This window comes from Streptomyces sp. NPDC002206 (assembly GCF_053593595.1).
Window position 1 is genome coordinate 55,813 of record NZ_JBSFCW010000009.1, and the last position, 16,190, is coordinate 72,002.

Here is a 16,190-nt window from a genome sequence, read left to right on the forward strand (position 1 = left end):
GAACCGTCACCGCGTGAGCCGGTCCCGGAGGCGTCATTGAAGGATCCGCCGAGGTCATCGGCATCACCTTTTCACCCGAATGCTCCAGGTCAAGGACCGCCTCGCCGCGGGCCGCCAATGTGTGTCGGGCGCGGCGCCAACTGCCAGCCTTCGCCAGCGCGTTCGACGAACCCCAGTGAGTGCAGTTCGTACAATCTGCCGAGTGCTTCGTCGGCGCTGGTTCCCGCGGTGCGGGCGATGTCCCTTCCGCTGACGGAGCCGTGGGAGGGCAGGGCGTCGAGCACCCGTGCGGAGGCGGCGTCCAACAGGTCCCTGGGGAGTACGGGACCGCGCCGGGCCGGGGCGAGGTCGCCGATCTCCCCCACCAGTTCGGCGACTTCCGCGGCGTCGGTGACCAGGACTCCCTCACCCCTCAGGAGTTCGTGGACCCCGGCCGACAGACCGCTGGTGGCGGGACCCGGCACCCCCATGGTGAACCGGCCCAGCCGTTGCGCACTGCGTGCGGTGACCAGTGAGCCGCTGCGGTACTCGGCCTCGACCACGACCGTGCCACGGGTCACCGCGGCAATCACCCGGTTCCGGAGGATGAATCTGCTGCGCGTCGGATGATCGGCCGGTGGCAGCTCTCCGATGACCAGCCCCTGTTCCACCACACGTCCGATCAGCTCGGCATGCCCTCGGGGATAGGCGACGTCCACGCCGCAGGCCAGGACCGCCATGGTGGCCCCGCCGGCCGAGAGGGCGCCGCGATGGGCCGCCCCGTCCACCCCGAACGCGGCGCCCGACACCACCACCCAGCCCAGCTCCGCCAGCCCCGCCCCGAGGCTCGCCGCCATATGCGCCCCGTACGGCGTACAGGCCCGGGCGCCCACCACTGCGACCGAGCGCAGCGCCCAGAGCCGCAGATCGGGCCGCCCCCGAACCCAGAGGCCGGTCGGCCGTGAGTCGCCCAGGTCGTCGAGTTGGCTGGGCCACTCACGGTCGCCGGGGCAGACGAAGCGGCCGCCCACAGCGGCGACCGACGCCAGGTCCCGCTCGGGGTCGACGCCCTCGGCCCGTAGCCGGTAGCCGGCCAGCCGCTTCGGCGTCATGCCCCGAAGCTGTTCCGCGGTCCCGTCCCGGTCCGTGATCCGCCGCATCAGTTCGGCGGCGCCGACTTCGCGCAGCCAGCGGCCCCCGCGTTCGTCGCCCGGCTCGAGGACGCGGGTCAGGGCGGCCCGCGCCAGTCGCTCCCGGTCGCCCACCGCCGATCGCGCCCACCCCGCTTCCCGGCTCCGCTCCGGGACGCCCGGCGTGCTGACGCCCCGTCCCTCGTCAAGACCCTCCGGCGCCCTGATGCCCGGTCCGGCGTCGAGTCCGTCCGGCGTCATGAAGCCCGGTCCAGCACCGAGGCCCCGCGCGAAATCCCCGTCCGCAATTCCAGGGCCACCGCGATGTCGAACGCCTCCGGGCGATCGGCGCCGCGCAGGTCGGCGAGGGTCCATGCCACCCGCAGGACCCGGTCGAGTCCCCGCGCGGTGAGCAGTCCGCGCTCCATGTCCCGTTCCGCCTCCATGAGCGCCCCCGGCGCCGTGAGCAGCCTGGTCCGCAGCTCATGGCCGGGGACCTCGCTGTTGGTGGTCCAGGGTGTGCCCGTGAGCCGGTCAGCCGCCCGCGACCTGGCCTCCCGCACCCGGGCGGCGACATCGGCCGTCGACTCGCCCCGGCCGCCCCGCCCCATCAGGTCCTCACGGGTGACCGGAGCGACGACCACGCGCAGATCCACCCGGTCGAGCAGGGGCCCGGAAAGTCTCGCCTGATAGCGACGGACCGACGAGGGCGGGCATTCGCAGGCGGCGCCGGTGAGGGTGTGGCGTCCGCACGGACACGGGTTGGCGGCCAGCACCATCAGGAAGCGGGCGGGCAGCCGCACCACGCCGGCGCTGCGCGCCACCACCACATGCCCCGACTCCAGCGGCTGGCGCAGCGCGTCCAGGGCCCGCACGGAGAACTCCGGCGCCTCATCCAGAAAGAGCACACCGCGATGGGCCAGCGAGACCGCACCGGGCCGCGGCAGTCCGTTGCCCCCGCCGACCAGCGACTGCATGGTCGCGGAGTGGTGCGGTGCGCAGTACGGCGCCCGGGAGACCAGCGGTTCGCCGGGCGGCAGGATGCCCGCGACCGAGTGCACCGCGGTCACTTCGAGGGATTCCTGCCTGGTCAGCGGGGGCAGAATCGCGGACAGCCGCTCGGCCAGCATGGTCTTGCCGGCGCCCGGCGGTCCGGAGAGCAGCAGATGGTGACCGCCCGCCGCGGCCACCTCCAGGGCCTTTCGCGGCGTCTCCTGGCCGGCGACGTCCGCCAGGTCCGGCCGGTGTCCGTCGCCCTGCGCGGAGCCCAGCGCCAGTCCGGTGCCGATGCCCGCGCCCGGCACCATCAGCCCCGCGAGCATGGTGTCGGGGCGCCCTTCCTCGCGCATCTTCGGCTCATCGGGCACCGGTTCGTCGCTGAGTACGGCGATCAGCTGCCGCAGGCTCCGCACCCCGAGGACCGACACCCCCGGCACCAGCGCCGCTTCGCCCGCGGTCTGTTCGGGGACGACGACCTTGCGGTACCCGGCCTCCGCCGCGGCGAGTACGGCGGGCAGCACTCCGCGCACGGGCCGCACCCGGCCGTCGAGCCCGAGTTCCCCGATCATCACCACATCTGCGATGGCCGCAGGGGTGATCCGCTCGGCCGCGCCCAGCACGGCGCACGCCACGGCCAGGTCGAATCCGCTGCCGCCCTTGGGCACGGAGGCCGGGGAGAGCCCGACCGTGAGTTTCTTCTGCGGCCACGCGGCCCCGGAGTTGACCACCGCGGCCCTGACCCGGTCCCGGCTCTCCACCAGGCTCTTGTCCGGCAGCCCGACCAGGGTGAACGCCGCCACCCCGGGCTCCAGGTCCGCCTGGACCTCCACCACCACGCCGTCGACGCCGACGAGCGCCACCGAGCACGCCCGCGCGAACCCCATCAGGCCACCCCCCGCGCATGCTCGGCGACCGGCGCTCCGCGCCTCGGCACCACCACACCGACCAGATCGATCCGCACCCCGCCCGGCGGCGGACCGCCGTTCCGGTCGAGCCAGATCTCGGCCAACCGTCGCAGCCGGTCCGCCTTGACCGGGGTGACGGCCGCCATCGGATGCTCGAACGCCCCCGCCCTGCGGGTCTTGACCTCGCAGACGACCAACGCGTCGCCGTCCTTGGCGACGATGTCGATCTCACCGGCGCGGCAGCGCCAGTTCCGTGCCAGTACAGCCATGCCGGCGTCGGTCAGCAGCCGCGCCGCCAGATCCTCGCCGTACCGCCCGAGTGCCCCGCGTGCGTTCATATCGGCACCACCTCCGGCACCGACTCTGACCTGTCCGACCCCGACCTGTGGATCTTGGTGGACAACTCGGCGACTGTGGATAACCCGGCCACCCGTGAGGGGGACCGACCGGAGGGGCGCCCTCGGCGGCTCAGCCGCCCGGCAGTTCGAGGTCGCTCTTGTTGAGCTCCTCGATGTTGACGTCCTTGAACGTCAGCACGCGTACTTGTTTGACGAATCGGGCGGGCCGGTACATGTCCCAGACCCAGGCATCCGCCATGGACACCTCGAAAAACACCTCACCCTGGACCGAGTGCACCTGCATCTCGTAGTCGTTGGTGAGGTAGAAGCGTCGTTCGGTCTCGATCACATATTTGAACAGACCGACGACATCGCGGTACTCCCGGTAGAGCTTCAGCTCCATCTCGGTCTCGTACTTCTCGAGGTCCTCGGCGCTCATTGGCATGTTCCCCTTCAGCCGTGCGTCCACCTATTGTGCGCCAGGCTCCGGCACCCCTGGATGCTTAGACGATTTCGGGGGCCAGAACCACTGGCGTACGCGGCGGACCCTCTTCGAGCAGCGTGCGCAGCAACTCGGCGAGTCTGGTCGGGTACACCGTCTCACGCGCCACCGACAGTTCGGCGGAGGTCCACCACCTCAGACCCGCGACACTGCGCTGTTCCAGCCCGGTCAACCCGCTCAGGTCCGTCGCGGTCTGCGTCGTACGTGCCAGGAAGTACCACTCGTCCTGGTCCCAGCGCCGCCCGTCGAACGGGAAGGAGCAGATCCGCTGCCAGAGCACCGGACCCAGCTCGACATCGGTGATCCCGGTCTCCTCGGCCAGCTCGCGCAGAGCCGCCTGCTCCCGGCTCTCGTCGCCCTCCAGACCACCGCCGGGGGTGAACCACCAGGTGCTCGTGGGGTCCTCCGGTTCATATCCGTGCATCAGCAGAATGCGGTCGTCGGGGTCCAGCAGGACCACCCGGGCCACCTTCCGCTTCTCAGTGGACACCGGCAGGCATCCTTCGGTCCTGCCCGTTCCTCCTGCGTGCGGACCGCGCGGCGATCGGACCGTACGCGCTGCCTCCGAAGATGAGCACCACGCCCGCCACCACGGCCCCGAGCTGAAGCTTCAGGGGGCCGGGGGCCGACACCCCGCCGGGGAGAGCGGCAAACGCCTGCGGTCGCTCGATCATGCCGTCCATCGGCCAGACGATGGCGTCCACCCGGGCCTGTACGTCGCTGCGCGGCACCGACCCCTGCCCCGGGTCGTTCAGGTGGACCCGGGAGTCCAGGGAGCCGCTGCGCTCGTCCCCGAGGAGGAAGAGCTGCCCCTTGGGCACTTCCGCCGTGAAGTTCTTCACCGAGGCGAGGCCCTCTGTCTGCAGATACGGTTCCTCAATGGGCTTGCCGTTGACGGTGAGCCGGCCGCTCCTCTCGCAGCAGGCGATCCTGTCGCCGCCGATTCCGACGACCCGCTTGACCATCGGCATGTTGTTTTCCCAGGCCGGGTCCGTGAAGACCACCACGTCACCCCGGCGCACCTCGCTGCCGTCCACGCGCTCCGCGAGGACCCGGTCTCCCGCATTCACCGTCGGCGTCATCGACTCGGTCGGCACGATGTACGGCTTGTACACCACCGCACCCCAGGCGAACCCGCCGAGGAAGAGCACAAGGCCGACGGCCACGGCCAGCCCCGACAGCGTGCTGCCGAGCCGGCCGTGGCCGTCACCCGTACGTCCTGTTCCACTCATCCCAGCGTCCCCCACCTCGGAGATCGACAATCGCTGATCCGAGTCGGCACCCTACCCGGCGGTACGCACGTTGGTCAGCTTCTTGCGGCGCCACAACACGAGGGGCAGCGCTCCGGCTACACCGAGTGCTCCCGGTACCAGCCCCGTCGCCGCGTTGATCCCCGGCTGGTCGAATGTGCTCGGGATCGGCAGGGCCGCCCAGCGGTTGATCGGCCATGCGACCACGATGGCCCGGCCGACGACCTCGTCCGTGGAGACCGTGCCCTGACCGGGCAGCTCCTGGTGGTAGCGCGAGTCGAGGGAGTTCTGTCGGTGGTCGCCCATCACCCAGATACGGCCCTCGGGCACCTTGATCGGGCCGAACGGCTCGTCATTGCAGGGGGTGTTGCCCGGGTAGATGAACGACGTCTCGTTCAGCGCCACGCCATTGACCGTGACCGGCCCGTTCTCCTTGCACTCCACCGTGTCGCCGCCGATCGCGATGACCCGCTTGATCAGGTCCTTCTCCTCGGCGGACGGCATCAGTCCGATGAAGCTGAGGAACTTCTGCGCCACATTCGGTGTCGGTGTCTGGGCGCTCTCCAGCCAGCCGCCCGGGTCGTGGAAGACCACGACCTCGCCCCGCTGAGGCTCCGAGCCGAACCACGGGGTCAGCTTGTCGACCAGCACCCGGTCGCCCCGCTGGAGCGTGTCCTGCATCGAGTCCGAGGGAATCGAGAACGCCTGCACCAGGAACGTCTTGATCAGCAGCGCCAGAATCAGCGCGATGCCGATGAGCAGGGGCAGCTCCTTCCAGAAGGAGCGTGGCTTCCTCGGAGCCGTAGCACCGCTGTCCGGGGAGTCACCGTCACTCTCCGCCCGGCCCGCCACCTCGGAGGATTCACCGTTCTCCGGATGCTCCGCCCGGTCCTCGGGTTCGTCGTGTCCGGATCGTGCGCCGACCGCCAAATCCCCCACATCCACTCCTCACTCCGTGCCACCGCCCGCGACCCATTCGACGCAGGCCCACCACTCCCATAACGAGCGGTAGTTCCGCAGGGGTCGGGAGCCGGACCATTCCATTGAGATCCTGCGAGGACACACTATTCGACAGTCCGTACGCAGCCGCCGTCCCGGCGCGCGCGTCCGGCACCGAGGCAAATGTCTGCGGCTCCTCCAGCCTCCGCCAGTGGCCGAAGGGCCAGGCGATGACGACGGCCCGCCCCACGACCTCGTTCTCGGAGACAGTGCCGTGATCGGGCTCATCCAGATGGAAGCGCGAATCGGCGGAATTCGAGCGATGATCACCCATGACGAAGATTCGGCCGGCCGGAACCTTTACCTCGAATTTGAGTGTAGAGGGCGGATTGCCCGGATGCAGATAGGGCTCATCGAGCGGGACACCGTTGACGGTGACCTTGCCGTCCTTGTCGCAGCACTTCACGGTGTCGCCGCCGACCGCGACCACACGTTTTATCAGATCCTGTTCGTCGTCGGACGGCAGCAGCCCGATGAAGGTCAGTCCTTCCTTCATCTGTTTGACGACGACGGGCGGATCCTTCTTGTCGACGTTCTCCTGCCGAAGCCAGCCGCCCGGATCCTTGAAGACGACGACATCGCCGCGCCGGGGCTTTGCACCGAACCACGGTGTCAGCTTGTCGACGAGTACCCGGTCGCCGATCCGGATGGTCTGCTCCATCGACCCGGACGGGATCACGAAGGCCTGCACCAGGAAGGTCTTGAGAACGAGCGCGATGAGCAGCGCCACGGTGATCAGGAGGGGGATCTCCTTCACGGCCGACCTGCGCCGCCGCCGTTTCACCTTGCGGGCCAGCTTGCGCCGCTCCGCCCGGGTCGGCAGCGAGCGCGCGGCCGTCGGCCTGCTGCCGGTCGGCAGCGGCGTGCCGGGGTCCGAGGCGCGGCTGCCGCGCCCGCGGTTACCCATGGGTCCCGCCCGGTATCCGTACGCCGTCGAAGGCACCGGTGTCCGGCAGCGGGCCCAGCCGGCCCAGCGGCCAGCCGATCCAGTCCACCCGGCCGATCACCCGGTCGACCGGCACCATGCCGCCGCCCGGCTCGCCCAGATGGTCACGGGAGTCGCGGGAGTTGCTGCGGTGGTCGCCCATCATCCACAGCGTGCCGTCGGGGACAACAATGTCGAACGCGGCCCTGGACGGGGCGTCGCCCGGATACAGGTACCCCTCGTCCACCGGCCGGCCGTTCACCTCGACCCTGCCCCGCTTGTCGCAGCAGACCACCCGGTCGCCACCCACGCCCACCACCCGCTTCACGAAGTCGGTCTCGGCGGGCTCCGCCAGCCCAAGGGATGCCGCCACGCCGTGCACCAAGGCGGTGACGGGGTTCTCCTCGGGCTTCTCCTGTACGAAGGATCCGGTGCCGTCGAAGACCACCACATCGCCGCGCTGCGGCACGGAGCCGAAACGGTACGCCAGTTTGTTCACGAGCACCCGGTCCCCCACCCGCAGCGTGGACTCCATCGAGCCACTGGGGATCAGGAAGGGCTGCAGCACATAGGTGCTGAACAGCAGCAGGAAGACCGCGCAGCCGGCGCCGAGCGCGGCTGTCCGCCGCCACGACATCGTGGCGAACCGGTCCGGGATACGCGAAGAGCGCGACCTCTCCTCCGACCCTGCTTCGGGTGCGGAGGAGCGGTCGCGCTCCGTGGTCTTTGCTTCCGTGTCCATCGCAGCCAGAGCTTAACCGGCTGTGCTGTGGACCTGGGAGCTAGCTCACCTGTCGCGCTTCTCCTTGATCTTCGCGGCCTTGCCGCGCAGCTCACGGAGGAAGTACAGCTTCGCGCGGCGGACGTCACCGCGGGTGACGAGCTCGATCTTCTCGAAGATCGGGCTGTGCACCGGGAAGGTGCGCTCGACACCGACGCTGAAGGAGACCTTGCGGACCGTGAAGGTCTCGCTGACGCCAGAGCCCTGGCGGCGGATGACTACGCCCTTGAACTGCTGGATACGGGAGCGGTTGCCCTCGATCACTCGCACGTGGACGTTGACGGTGTCACCGGGGCGGAACGCCGGGACGTCCGTACGCAGGGAGGCGGCATTGACGCCATCGAGCAGGGAAGCCATGTTGTCTGCTTTCTTCGCCGATGCCACAGGTCATCGACGGGAGATCGTAAGGAATCAGGGTGCTGATCGCGTCGGATGGGCGTCGTTCCCCCTGTGGCAGGGGCGCACACCGGACGTACAGCAGCGGCCTATTCTTCCACGCCTTCGGGTCTGCGCCAAAATCGGCCGCCGGGCTCCGGCGACCAGCCGAGGATGGAGAGGATCTCACGGTCCTTCTTGTCGAAGGCGCTCGCCTCGCAACGCTCGATGAGATCGGGCCGGTTGACCGCGGTACGGCGGAACGCCTCGTCCCGTCGCCAGCGTGCGATCTTCCCGTGGTGACCGCTGAGCAGGACGTCCGGGATGCCCCTGCCACGCCACTCGGGCGGCTTGGTGAAGACCGGGCCCTCCAGCAGATTGGCCATGGCGCCGGGTGCGAAGGAGTCGTCGCGGTGCGACTCGACATTGCCGAGCACACCGGGCAGCAGCCGGGCCACCGCCTCGGTGATGACCAGCACGGCAGCCTCCCCGCCGGCCAGCACATAGTCCCCGATGGAGACCTCGACGACCGGTATGCGGGTGGCGTACTCGTCCATCACCCGGCGGTCGATGCCCTCGTAGCGGGCCGGGGTGAAGATCAGCCACGGCCGCTCGGAGAGCTCCACGGCGAGCTCCTGGGTGAAGGGACGGCCGCTGGGTGTGGGTACCACGAGCACCGGGGAGTGCGCCCCGGTCTCGTACCCGTCCGCCAGGGTCTCGTCCAGGGCGTCACCCCACGGCCCGGTCTTCATCACCATGCCGGGACCGCCGCCGTACGGCGTGTCGTCGACCGTGTTGTGCCGGTCGTACGTCCAGTCCCGCAGATCGTGCACATGCACATCGAGGCGGCCGCGGGCGCGGGCCTTGCCGACGAGCGAGACGTTCAGCGGTTCCAGGTACTCGGGGAAGATCGTGACGACGTCGAGCCGCATCAGGCGTCGTTCCCCGGCTCGGAGGCCTCTTCGTCCCGCGAGGAGACGATCACGGCCTGGCTGTCGTCGATCAGGCCGGGCGGCGGGGTGATGACCGCGCGCTGCTCCTCCAGATCGATCTCGGTGACGATCTCCTCGACGAACGGGATCATCACCTCGCTGCCGTCCGGGCGCTCCACGATGAAGAGGTCCTGGGACGGCAGGTGCGAGATCTCGGTGATCCGGCCGATCTCGGTGCCGTCGGTGAGGACCACATCGAGGTCGATGAGCTGGTGGTCGTAGAACTCCTCGGGGTCCTCCGGGAGCTCCGCCGGGTCGATGTCGGCGATCAGCAGGGTGTTCCGGAGGGCCTCGGCCGCCGTACGGTCGCGTACGCCCTCGAAACGCAGCAGCAGCCTGCCGCTGTGCACCCGTCCGGTCTCGATCGTCAGCGGCCCGTTCGCTGCCGGGTCGGTGGCCAGGCGGGCCCCGGGGCCGAGCCTCAGCTCCGGCTCGTCCGTACGCACCTCGACGGTGACCTCACCCTTGATGCCGTGGGCGCGGCCGATCCGCGCAACTACCAGCTGCACCTTGTGTCTCTCCTGTCGTACGACGACGGGCCGGGGCGGGCGCAAGGCCCTCCCCGGCCCGTGCCGGTGTTCAACTCTGTCAGCGAACCTGGTCCACATCGACGAGGTCGACGCGGATGCCACGGCCGCCGATGGCGCCCACGACGGTTCGCAGCGCGCGTGCGGTGCGGCCGTTGCGGCCGATCACCTTGCCGAGGTCATCGGGATGGACCCGGACCTCGAGCACACGACCACGGCGCAGGTCGCGCGAGGCGACCTGCACATCGTCGGGGTTGTCGACGATGCCCTTCACGAGGTGCTCGAGAGCCTCCTCGAGCATGCTCAGGCCTCGGTCGACTCGGCGGGCGCAGCAGCGTCAGCCGCCTCGTCCGCCTTCTTGTCGGCCTTCTTCGCCTTCTGCGTGATGGCCTCGCCCTTGGACTCCTCGCCGGTGTCCTTGGCCAGGGCCTCGAACAGGGCGCGCTTGTCGGCCTTGGGCTCCGGCTGCAGCAGCGGCGCGGGGGCGGGGAGACCCTTGTGGGCCTGCCAGTCACCGGTGAGCTTCAGGATCGCGAGAACCGGCTCGGTCGGCTGGGCGCCGACGGACAGCCAGTACTGCGCACGCTCCGAGTTGACCTCGATGCGCGAGGGGTTCTGCACCGGGTGGTACAGGCCGATCTCCTCGATGGCCCGGCCGTCACGGCGGGTACGGGAGTCGGCGACGACGATGCGGTAGTGAGGCGAACGGATCTTGCCCAGACGCTTCAGCTTGATCTTGACTGCCACGGAAGTGGTGTCTCCTGGTCTATGACGTGGTTGGGCACAACGAAGATGCCACGTGGGGTTGCGGTACTCGGGTGCCCGATGGACGCGTCAGCCGGAGGCGAGAGGGTTCCTGTGCGGCTGTCGAGTACAGCTAGCCATTGTGCCACACCACATCGGGTCACCCCACCGCGACCGCCGCTTCCGGGATACGGAAGGGCTTTCCGCAGCCACCGCAGACGATCGGCGCCTGGGCGAGGACCGACGGAACGACCCGGACGTTGCGTCCGCAGTCGCAGACGGCCTTGACGCGCACGCCGCCTCCGGAGGAGCCGTGCCGGGCGGCCGGCCCGCGGAAGGAGCGTTTGGTGTCGGCGGCGGTGGCGACCGTGTGCGCCTTGAGGGCGCGTTGCAGTCGCTCGATCGTCGGGCGATACCGGCGCTTGGCCTCGGGGTTGAGCGTGACCAGCGAGAAGCCACTGCTGGGGTGGGGCTCCTCGGAATGGTCGAGACCCAGCTCCTCGGCGATCGCGAGGAATCGTCTGTTGTGGTAGCGGCCGGCGCGGGAGGTGTCACGGACACCTCGGGCGGCGGCGATGCCATGGACTGCCTCATGCAGCAGTCGCTCGAAGGAGAGCTCGGCGCCACAGGCGGACGAGGACTCTCCGATCAGGGACTCGGGCGCGGCAAGATCGGGCAGCTCGGGGTGGTACCGCTGAATGTCGGCCCACGCCTGCGCCAGCTCTGCGGCAAGTACAGGTGGTGTCGTGCTCACGTCGTGACAACGAGCCTGAGTGCCCCGGTGTTCCGATTCCGGGCCATCCCAAATATTTTGCACGTACCAGTCAGTTGCCATTCATGCGTCCTGACGAGGGCAGGTGCGCTGATCTGCGGAGAACTCTCGCAGCTCGCACGAAGCCGGTACGTAGTGACGCGTACGCCGTGACGCGTACGCCCCGGCGCGTGGACAGCGCCTGCGCGCCGGGTCGGGACGGTTCCGGGGACACCGTCGGGCGTCAGTAGGCGCGGGCCACGACGGCGACAGTACCCGGGGCGTCGTCGGACTGCGGCACCGACCCGTCCTCGGCCACCAGACACCGTACCGAGGCTCCCTGCTCCGCGAGCCGGGCCTCCCCTGCCGGGCCGAGGACGTCCCACGGAATGCAGGCCCAGCCGCCCGCGGCCGCTGCCTCTGCGGCCTCCTCGACGGTGGCCGCCTCACTGGTGCGGGAGGTGCGGCGGGCCCGGGACTGGCGCAGCAGGGTCGCCTGGTCCTCCTCCAGAACGGCCGGCAGCAGGGTTGCCAGCGCCTCGATCGGGACCGGTTCCTTCCCGCCGGGGATGCGGCGGGCCAGCATCGCCGTGCCGTTCTCCAGATCGCGCGGGCCGACCTCGATCCGTACGGGTACGCCCTTCAGCTCCCAGTCGACCACGCGCCGGCCGAACGGGGTGTCCGTGCGGTCGTCGACGTGGACCCTGATCCCGGCGGCGCGCAGCCGGTCGCCGATGGAGCGGACCGCGGTGAGTACCGCCTCGTCCTCCTTGATCGCGAGGACGACCGCCTGGACGGCGGCCAGCCGCGGCGGGACGCGGAGCCCCTGGTCGTCGCCGTGCGACATGATCAGGCCGCCGACCATCCGGGTCGAGGTGCCCCAGGAGGTCTGCCAGACCAGCTCCTGCCTGCCCTCCTTCGACAGGTACTCGGTGTGGAAGGCCTTGGCGAAATTGGTACCGAGCTCATGGCTCGTACCCATCTGCAGGGCCTTGCCGTCGCCCATCATCGCTTCGAGGGTGAGCGTGTTGATCGCGCCCGCGAACCGCTCGCTCGGGGTCTTGCGGCCGAGCACCACATCGATGCCGAGGACATCGGTCATGAATTCCGCGTAGACGTCCCGGTGGATGCGGGCGGCGTACTCCCGGGCGTCCTCGAACGTGGCGTGGGCGGTGTGGCCCTCCTGCCAGAGGAACTCTGTCGTACGGAGAAAGACCCGCGGGCGCATCTCCCAGCGGACGACGTTGGCCCACTGGTTGATCAGGAGGGGCAGATCCCGGTAGCTCTGGACCCATTTCGAGAAGTACTCATTGATGATCGTTTCGGACGTCGGCCGCACCACCACGGGCTCTTCGAGGTCCTTGCCGCCTCCGTGGGTGACGATGGCGAGCTCGGGTGCGAAGCCCTCGACGTGCTCCGCTTCGCGTGTCAGGTAAGACTGGGGGATGAAGAGTGGGAAGTAGGCGTTCTGGGCGCCCGCATCCTTGATGCGGGCATCCATCTCCTGCTGCATCCGCTCCCACAGGCCGTATCCGTACGGTCGGATGACCATGGTGCCGCGCACCGGACCGTTGTCCGCGAGTTCGGCCTTGTTGATCAGATCCTGGTACCAGCGGGGAAAGTCCTCGGCCTGGGGTGTGAGAACGGGTGCCTTTGCCATGGCGCGCATCGTACGGCGACATTTCGCTCCGCACGGAGTGACGGGACCGGCCTTCGTGGCCTGTATCCGGGGGCGCACGTCGTGCCCCCCGGGGCGCACGACCGTAGCTCGCAACCATTGCCCTCCGACCCCTGGACGAAGCCGCGGATGCGGAGTTCTCTGACTTACGGGGGAGTGCGGGCGCGCAGACACACGGGGGCCGTCCACTCGGGTACGACCGACTTCTCGGCGGATTGGGGCGCTTTCATGACACCAACGCTCGTCCGGCACCACAGGCAGGCGGATGCATCTGCCCCGGTGGACCCCGGAACCCGTGCCCGTGACTGGGCCGAGATCCAGGAGCGCATGCTCGCACCGCTGTACGAAGCGGTGTACGAGCGGCTCGAAATCGGAGCCGGTACGCGAATGCTCTCCCTCGGCTGCGGCTCCGGGCTCGCGCTGCTGATGGCCGCTGCCCGTGCGGCGCACGTCACCGGCGTCGACACCGATCGTGAACGTCTTGCTCTGGCCCGCGAACGGCTGCTGCCCGATCCCGGGCCCGAGCGGGCCGGGGACGGCCGACCGGTGCTCCTCGACGGTGATCCGTCCGTCGCCGCCCGGCCCGAAGGCTCCCCGTACAACCTGCTCACCGTGTTCACCCCGATCGGCTGCTCGGCGGGCGACTCCGAAGGGCTGAAGCCGGAGCTGGAGGCCGCTGTTCCGCTGGTCGCGCGAGGCAGCTCGGTGGTGCTGACCGGATGGGGTCCGCCCGAGCGGTGTGCCACTGCGGCGGTGCTGCGGGTGGCCACGCGGCTCGGTGACGGGGTGCGTGCGCCCCGCGCGGGAGGCTGGCGCCCGGCGCGCCGGGATGATCTGGAGGAGGTCGCGTTCCGGGTCGGGCTCAATCCGAACGGCTCGGGGCGGGTGGCGTGCCCGTTCGGGTACGCGGACATGGACAGCGCGGTGCGCGGGCTGCTGTCGACCCGGCTGTTCGACGCGGCGGTACGGGCGACGGACCGGTCCCAGGTGGAGAAGGAGGTCGCGGAGGCACTGCATCCGCACCGGCGCCGGGACGGCACGGTCTGGATGCCGAATGTCTTCCGCTATCTCGTCTGCACCACTCCCTAGAAGGGCGCTCCGCACCTCGGAAGTGTGTTCCGCAGATGGGCGTTCCGTGCCCGGCCGGGCGGCTCTCAGTGCTTGGCCAGGCGCGCGACGCCCGCCGCCCGGTAGGCCGCCTCCTCGTCCAGCGTCTCGTTCTGCAGCAGCGCGGACGCCAGCGCATCCAGCTTCTCCCGGTGCTCGCGCAGCAGCTGCTGCGCCTCGATGTAGCACTCATCGACGATGCGCCGCATCTCATGGTCCACCGCGTCCAGCGTGGCGGGCGCCGCCGAGAGTCCGTACGCCTGCTGGGCGTCGCCCGGGATCGCCGTCAGCCTGCCCACTCTTTCGCTCATCCCCCAGCGCCCGACCATTCCACGCGCCAGACTGGTGACCTGCTCCAGGTCGCTCTCCGAGCCTGTGGTGACCACTCCGTAGACGAGCTGTTCCGCGGCCATGCCACCAAGGGCGCCGATGATGCGGCCGCGCAGATAGTCCTCGGTGTACGCGTACCTGTCGGCCTCCGGCGTCGAGAGGGTGACGCCGAGGGCCCGGCCGCGCGGCACGATGGTGACCTTGCGGACCGGGTCGGCGCCGGGCTGGAGCATCCCGAGGAGGGCGTGGCCGCTCTCGTGGTACGCGGTCCTGCGGCGCTCCTCCTCCGGCATGACCAGCGGTCGTTCGGCTCCGAGCTGGACCTTCTCCAGGGCGTCCGACAGGTCGGCCTGGTTGACCTCGGACTTTTTGCGCTTGACGGCGAGCAGGGCGGCCTCGTTGGCGAGGTTGGCGAGGTCCGCACCGGTCATGCCGGGGGTCGTGCGGGCCACCTGGCCGAGGCTCACGTCCTCGGAGAGCGGGATCTGCCGGGTGTGGATCTTCAAGATCGCCTCCCGGCCGCCCCGGTCCGGTGGACTCACCTGGACGATCCGGTCGAAGCGGCCGGGCCTGGTGAGCGCCGGGTCGAGGACATCGGCCCGGTTGGTCGCGGCGAGGACGACGACGCCTTCCGATCCGGAGAAGCCGTCCATCTCGGTGAGGATCTGGTTCAGCGTCTGTTCGCGCTCGTCGTGGCCGCCCATGCCGGAGCCGCCGCCGCGGGCCCGGCCGATGGTGTCGATCTCGTCGATGAAGACGATGGCGGGGGCGACCTTGCGGGCCTCGGCGAAGAGTTCCCGTACCCGGCTCGCGCCGACGCCCACGATCATCTCGATGAACTCGGAGGCGGAGGCGGAGAAGAACGGCACCCCGGCCTCGCCCGCGACGGCCCGTGCGAGCAGCGTCTTGCCGGTGCCGGGCGGGCCCGCGAGCAGCACTCCCCCGGGCATCCGGGCGCCCATCTTCCGGTACTCCTGCGGGTTCTTCAGGAAGTCGACGACATCGTTGAGTTCGCCCTCGACCTCGTCGATCCCGGCCACGTCCTCGAAAGTGGTGCGCTTGGCGCCCTCCAGTTCGACCGGTCTGGGCGGGGCCTTGCGGCCCAGTGCGCCGGCGCCGCCGAACCCTCCGGACATCCGGCGGGCGATGAAGACCCACAGCAGGACGAGCAGCAGTATCGGGGCCAGGGAGATCAGCAGATTGGCGAGGAAGCTGCGCTGCTGGACGACCGGTTCCGCGGTGACGGTGACATCGTCCTTGATCAGCTCGGCCCAGAGGTTGTCGTCGGCGAAGGCGGGCCGCTGGGTGACGAACTTGGTGTACGTCCTGTCGCTGCCGGGGACCTTCGCCTCCTTCCTCAGCTGCCCCTGGATGGCGTCGCCCTTGGAGTAGATCTTGGAGACGTTGCCCGCCGTGACCTGCTTGCTGAACTCCGTGTAGGCGATGGTCGGCTCGTTCCTGCCGTTGAAGAAGGAGAGCACCAGGTTGGTGATCAGATAGACGGCCAGCGCGGTCAGCAGCAGTCCGCCCCAGCCGCCAGGCATCTTCCGACGCGGCGGAGGGGGCGGTGGGGCGCCCTCGGAGCGCCACGGCTGGTCGGTCCGATCGCGTGGCGGTACAGGACTGGTCACGCGCGCTCCTCTGCCGACGACCTTGAGGCGACATTAAGCACCAGAGCCTCCAGGGGCCCGTCCAGTGGGCCCATGGGGGGACATCGGCGCGCGGACGCGTGAAGCCCTGGCAATATCCAGAGCCCTGTTCGGGGCCGGCCGACGGGACGACGCTGCGGCCGGGGCGGCACACGGCCTGCGCACGCGGGGAGCGCGCGAAAGGGGCGCCCGCCGGGTAGGCGGGCGCCCCTTTCGCGCATGGGCCGGG

At 69.9% G+C, this 16,190-nt stretch carries 18 protein-coding genes; 1 reads left to right on the forward strand and 17 read right to left on the reverse strand.

What is annotated here, in order from left to right; all coding sequences use genetic code 11:
* Positions 1–89 precede the first annotated feature (89 nt).
* The 16 genes from dprA to proS all read right to left on the reverse strand — a co-directional run bounded on the left by dprA (position 90) and on the right by proS (position 12,857).
* Positions 90–1,370, reverse strand: coding sequence for a DNA-processing protein DprA (dprA, locus tag ACWCP8_RS18775; RefSeq protein WP_451116999.1), 1,281 nt, complete (start codon positions 1,368–1,370; stop codon positions 90–92).
* Positions 1,367–2,992, reverse strand: a complete 1,626-nt coding sequence (locus tag ACWCP8_RS18780; protein ID WP_352263175.1) for a YifB family Mg chelatase-like AAA ATPase — start codon at positions 2,990–2,992, stop codon at positions 1,367–1,369. The genes dprA and ACWCP8_RS18780 overlap by 4 nt, the downstream gene beginning before the upstream one ends.
* Positions 2,992–3,351, reverse strand: coding sequence for a YraN family protein (locus ACWCP8_RS18785; RefSeq protein ID WP_352263173.1), 360 nt, complete (start codon positions 3,349–3,351; stop codon positions 2,992–2,994). The genes ACWCP8_RS18780 and ACWCP8_RS18785 overlap by 1 nt, the downstream gene beginning before the upstream one ends.
* Before the next feature lie 130 nt (positions 3,352–3,481).
* A complete protein-coding gene (locus ACWCP8_RS18790; protein WP_003965949.1) occupies positions 3,482–3,790 on the reverse strand; it encodes a DUF2469 domain-containing protein in 309 nt (102 codons plus the stop codon).
* 64 nt (positions 3,791–3,854) lie between these two features.
* On the reverse strand, positions 3,855–4,343 hold the full coding sequence (locus ACWCP8_RS18795) for an NUDIX hydrolase (RefSeq protein ID WP_352263171.1): 489 nt from the start codon (positions 4,341–4,343) through the stop codon (positions 3,855–3,857).
* Positions 4,333–5,085, reverse strand: coding sequence for a signal peptidase I (lepB, locus tag ACWCP8_RS18800; RefSeq protein ID WP_451117002.1), 753 nt, complete (start codon positions 5,083–5,085; stop codon positions 4,333–4,335). Before lepB (ACWCP8_RS18800) ends, ACWCP8_RS18795 begins: the two co-directional genes overlap by 11 nt.
* Positions 5,086–5,136: 51 nt before the next feature.
* Positions 5,137–5,955 (reverse strand): signal peptidase I, encoded by an 819-nt coding sequence (gene lepB / locus ACWCP8_RS18805; RefSeq protein ID WP_451117165.1) that lies wholly within the window; start codon positions 5,953–5,955, stop codon positions 5,137–5,139.
* A gap of 10 nt (positions 5,956–5,965) precedes the next feature.
* Entirely contained in the window at positions 5,966–7,009 is a 1,044-nt protein-coding gene (lepB, locus tag ACWCP8_RS18810; protein ID WP_352263168.1) for a signal peptidase I, read from the reverse strand.
* Entirely contained in the window at positions 7,002–7,769 is a 768-nt protein-coding gene (gene lepB, locus ACWCP8_RS18815) for a signal peptidase I (RefSeq protein WP_352263166.1), read from the reverse strand. The genes lepB (ACWCP8_RS18810) and lepB (ACWCP8_RS18815) overlap by 8 nt, the downstream gene beginning before the upstream one ends.
* A gap of 45 nt (positions 7,770–7,814) precedes the next feature.
* The gene (rplS, locus tag ACWCP8_RS18820; protein ID WP_267001357.1) at positions 7,815–8,165 is read right to left on the reverse strand and encodes a 50S ribosomal protein L19; all 351 of its coding nucleotides are present in this window, start codon (positions 8,163–8,165) and stop codon (positions 7,815–7,817) included.
* Between the two features lie 128 nt (positions 8,166–8,293).
* A complete protein-coding gene (gene trmD, locus ACWCP8_RS18825) occupies positions 8,294–9,115 on the reverse strand; it encodes a tRNA (guanosine(37)-N1)-methyltransferase TrmD (RefSeq protein ID WP_352263164.1) in 822 nt (273 codons plus the stop codon).
* Positions 9,115–9,684 carry a ribosome maturation factor RimM gene (rimM, locus tag ACWCP8_RS18830; RefSeq protein WP_352263162.1) on the reverse strand — a complete coding sequence of 190 codons (570 nt, stop codon included), beginning with the start codon at positions 9,682–9,684 and terminating at the stop codon, positions 9,115–9,117. Before rimM ends, trmD begins: the two co-directional genes overlap by 1 nt.
* A gap of 79 nt (positions 9,685–9,763) precedes the next feature.
* The gene (locus ACWCP8_RS18835) at positions 9,764–10,003 is read right to left on the reverse strand and encodes an RNA-binding protein (RefSeq protein ID WP_014153811.1); all 240 of its coding nucleotides are present in this window, start codon (positions 10,001–10,003) and stop codon (positions 9,764–9,766) included.
* 2 nt (positions 10,004–10,005) lie between these two features.
* Positions 10,006–10,449, reverse strand: coding sequence for a 30S ribosomal protein S16 (rpsP, locus tag ACWCP8_RS18840; RefSeq protein WP_030928571.1), 444 nt, complete (start codon positions 10,447–10,449; stop codon positions 10,006–10,008).
* Between the two features lie 157 nt (positions 10,450–10,606).
* Positions 10,607–11,200 carry a hypothetical protein gene (locus tag ACWCP8_RS18845; RefSeq protein ID WP_327126977.1) on the reverse strand — a complete coding sequence of 198 codons (594 nt, stop codon included), beginning with the start codon at positions 11,198–11,200 and terminating at the stop codon, positions 10,607–10,609.
* A 241-nt stretch (positions 11,201–11,441) separates the two neighbouring features.
* Positions 11,442–12,857, reverse strand: coding sequence for a proline--tRNA ligase (proS, locus tag ACWCP8_RS18850; protein WP_352263160.1), 1,416 nt, complete (start codon positions 12,855–12,857; stop codon positions 11,442–11,444).
* Between the two features lie 246 nt (positions 12,858–13,103).
* On the opposite strand from proS, the gene ACWCP8_RS18855 reads away from it, so the two are divergent.
* A complete protein-coding gene (locus ACWCP8_RS18855; protein WP_352263158.1) occupies positions 13,104–13,964 on the forward strand; it encodes a methyltransferase domain-containing protein in 861 nt (286 codons plus the stop codon).
* Positions 13,965–14,029: 65 nt separating this feature from the next.
* Here ACWCP8_RS18855 and ftsH read toward each other — a convergent pair whose 3' ends face one another.
* Positions 14,030–15,943, reverse strand: a complete 1,914-nt coding sequence (gene ftsH, locus ACWCP8_RS18860; RefSeq protein ID WP_451117006.1) for an ATP-dependent zinc metalloprotease FtsH — start codon at positions 15,941–15,943, stop codon at positions 14,030–14,032.
* Between the last annotated feature and the right edge of the window lie 247 nt (positions 15,944–16,190).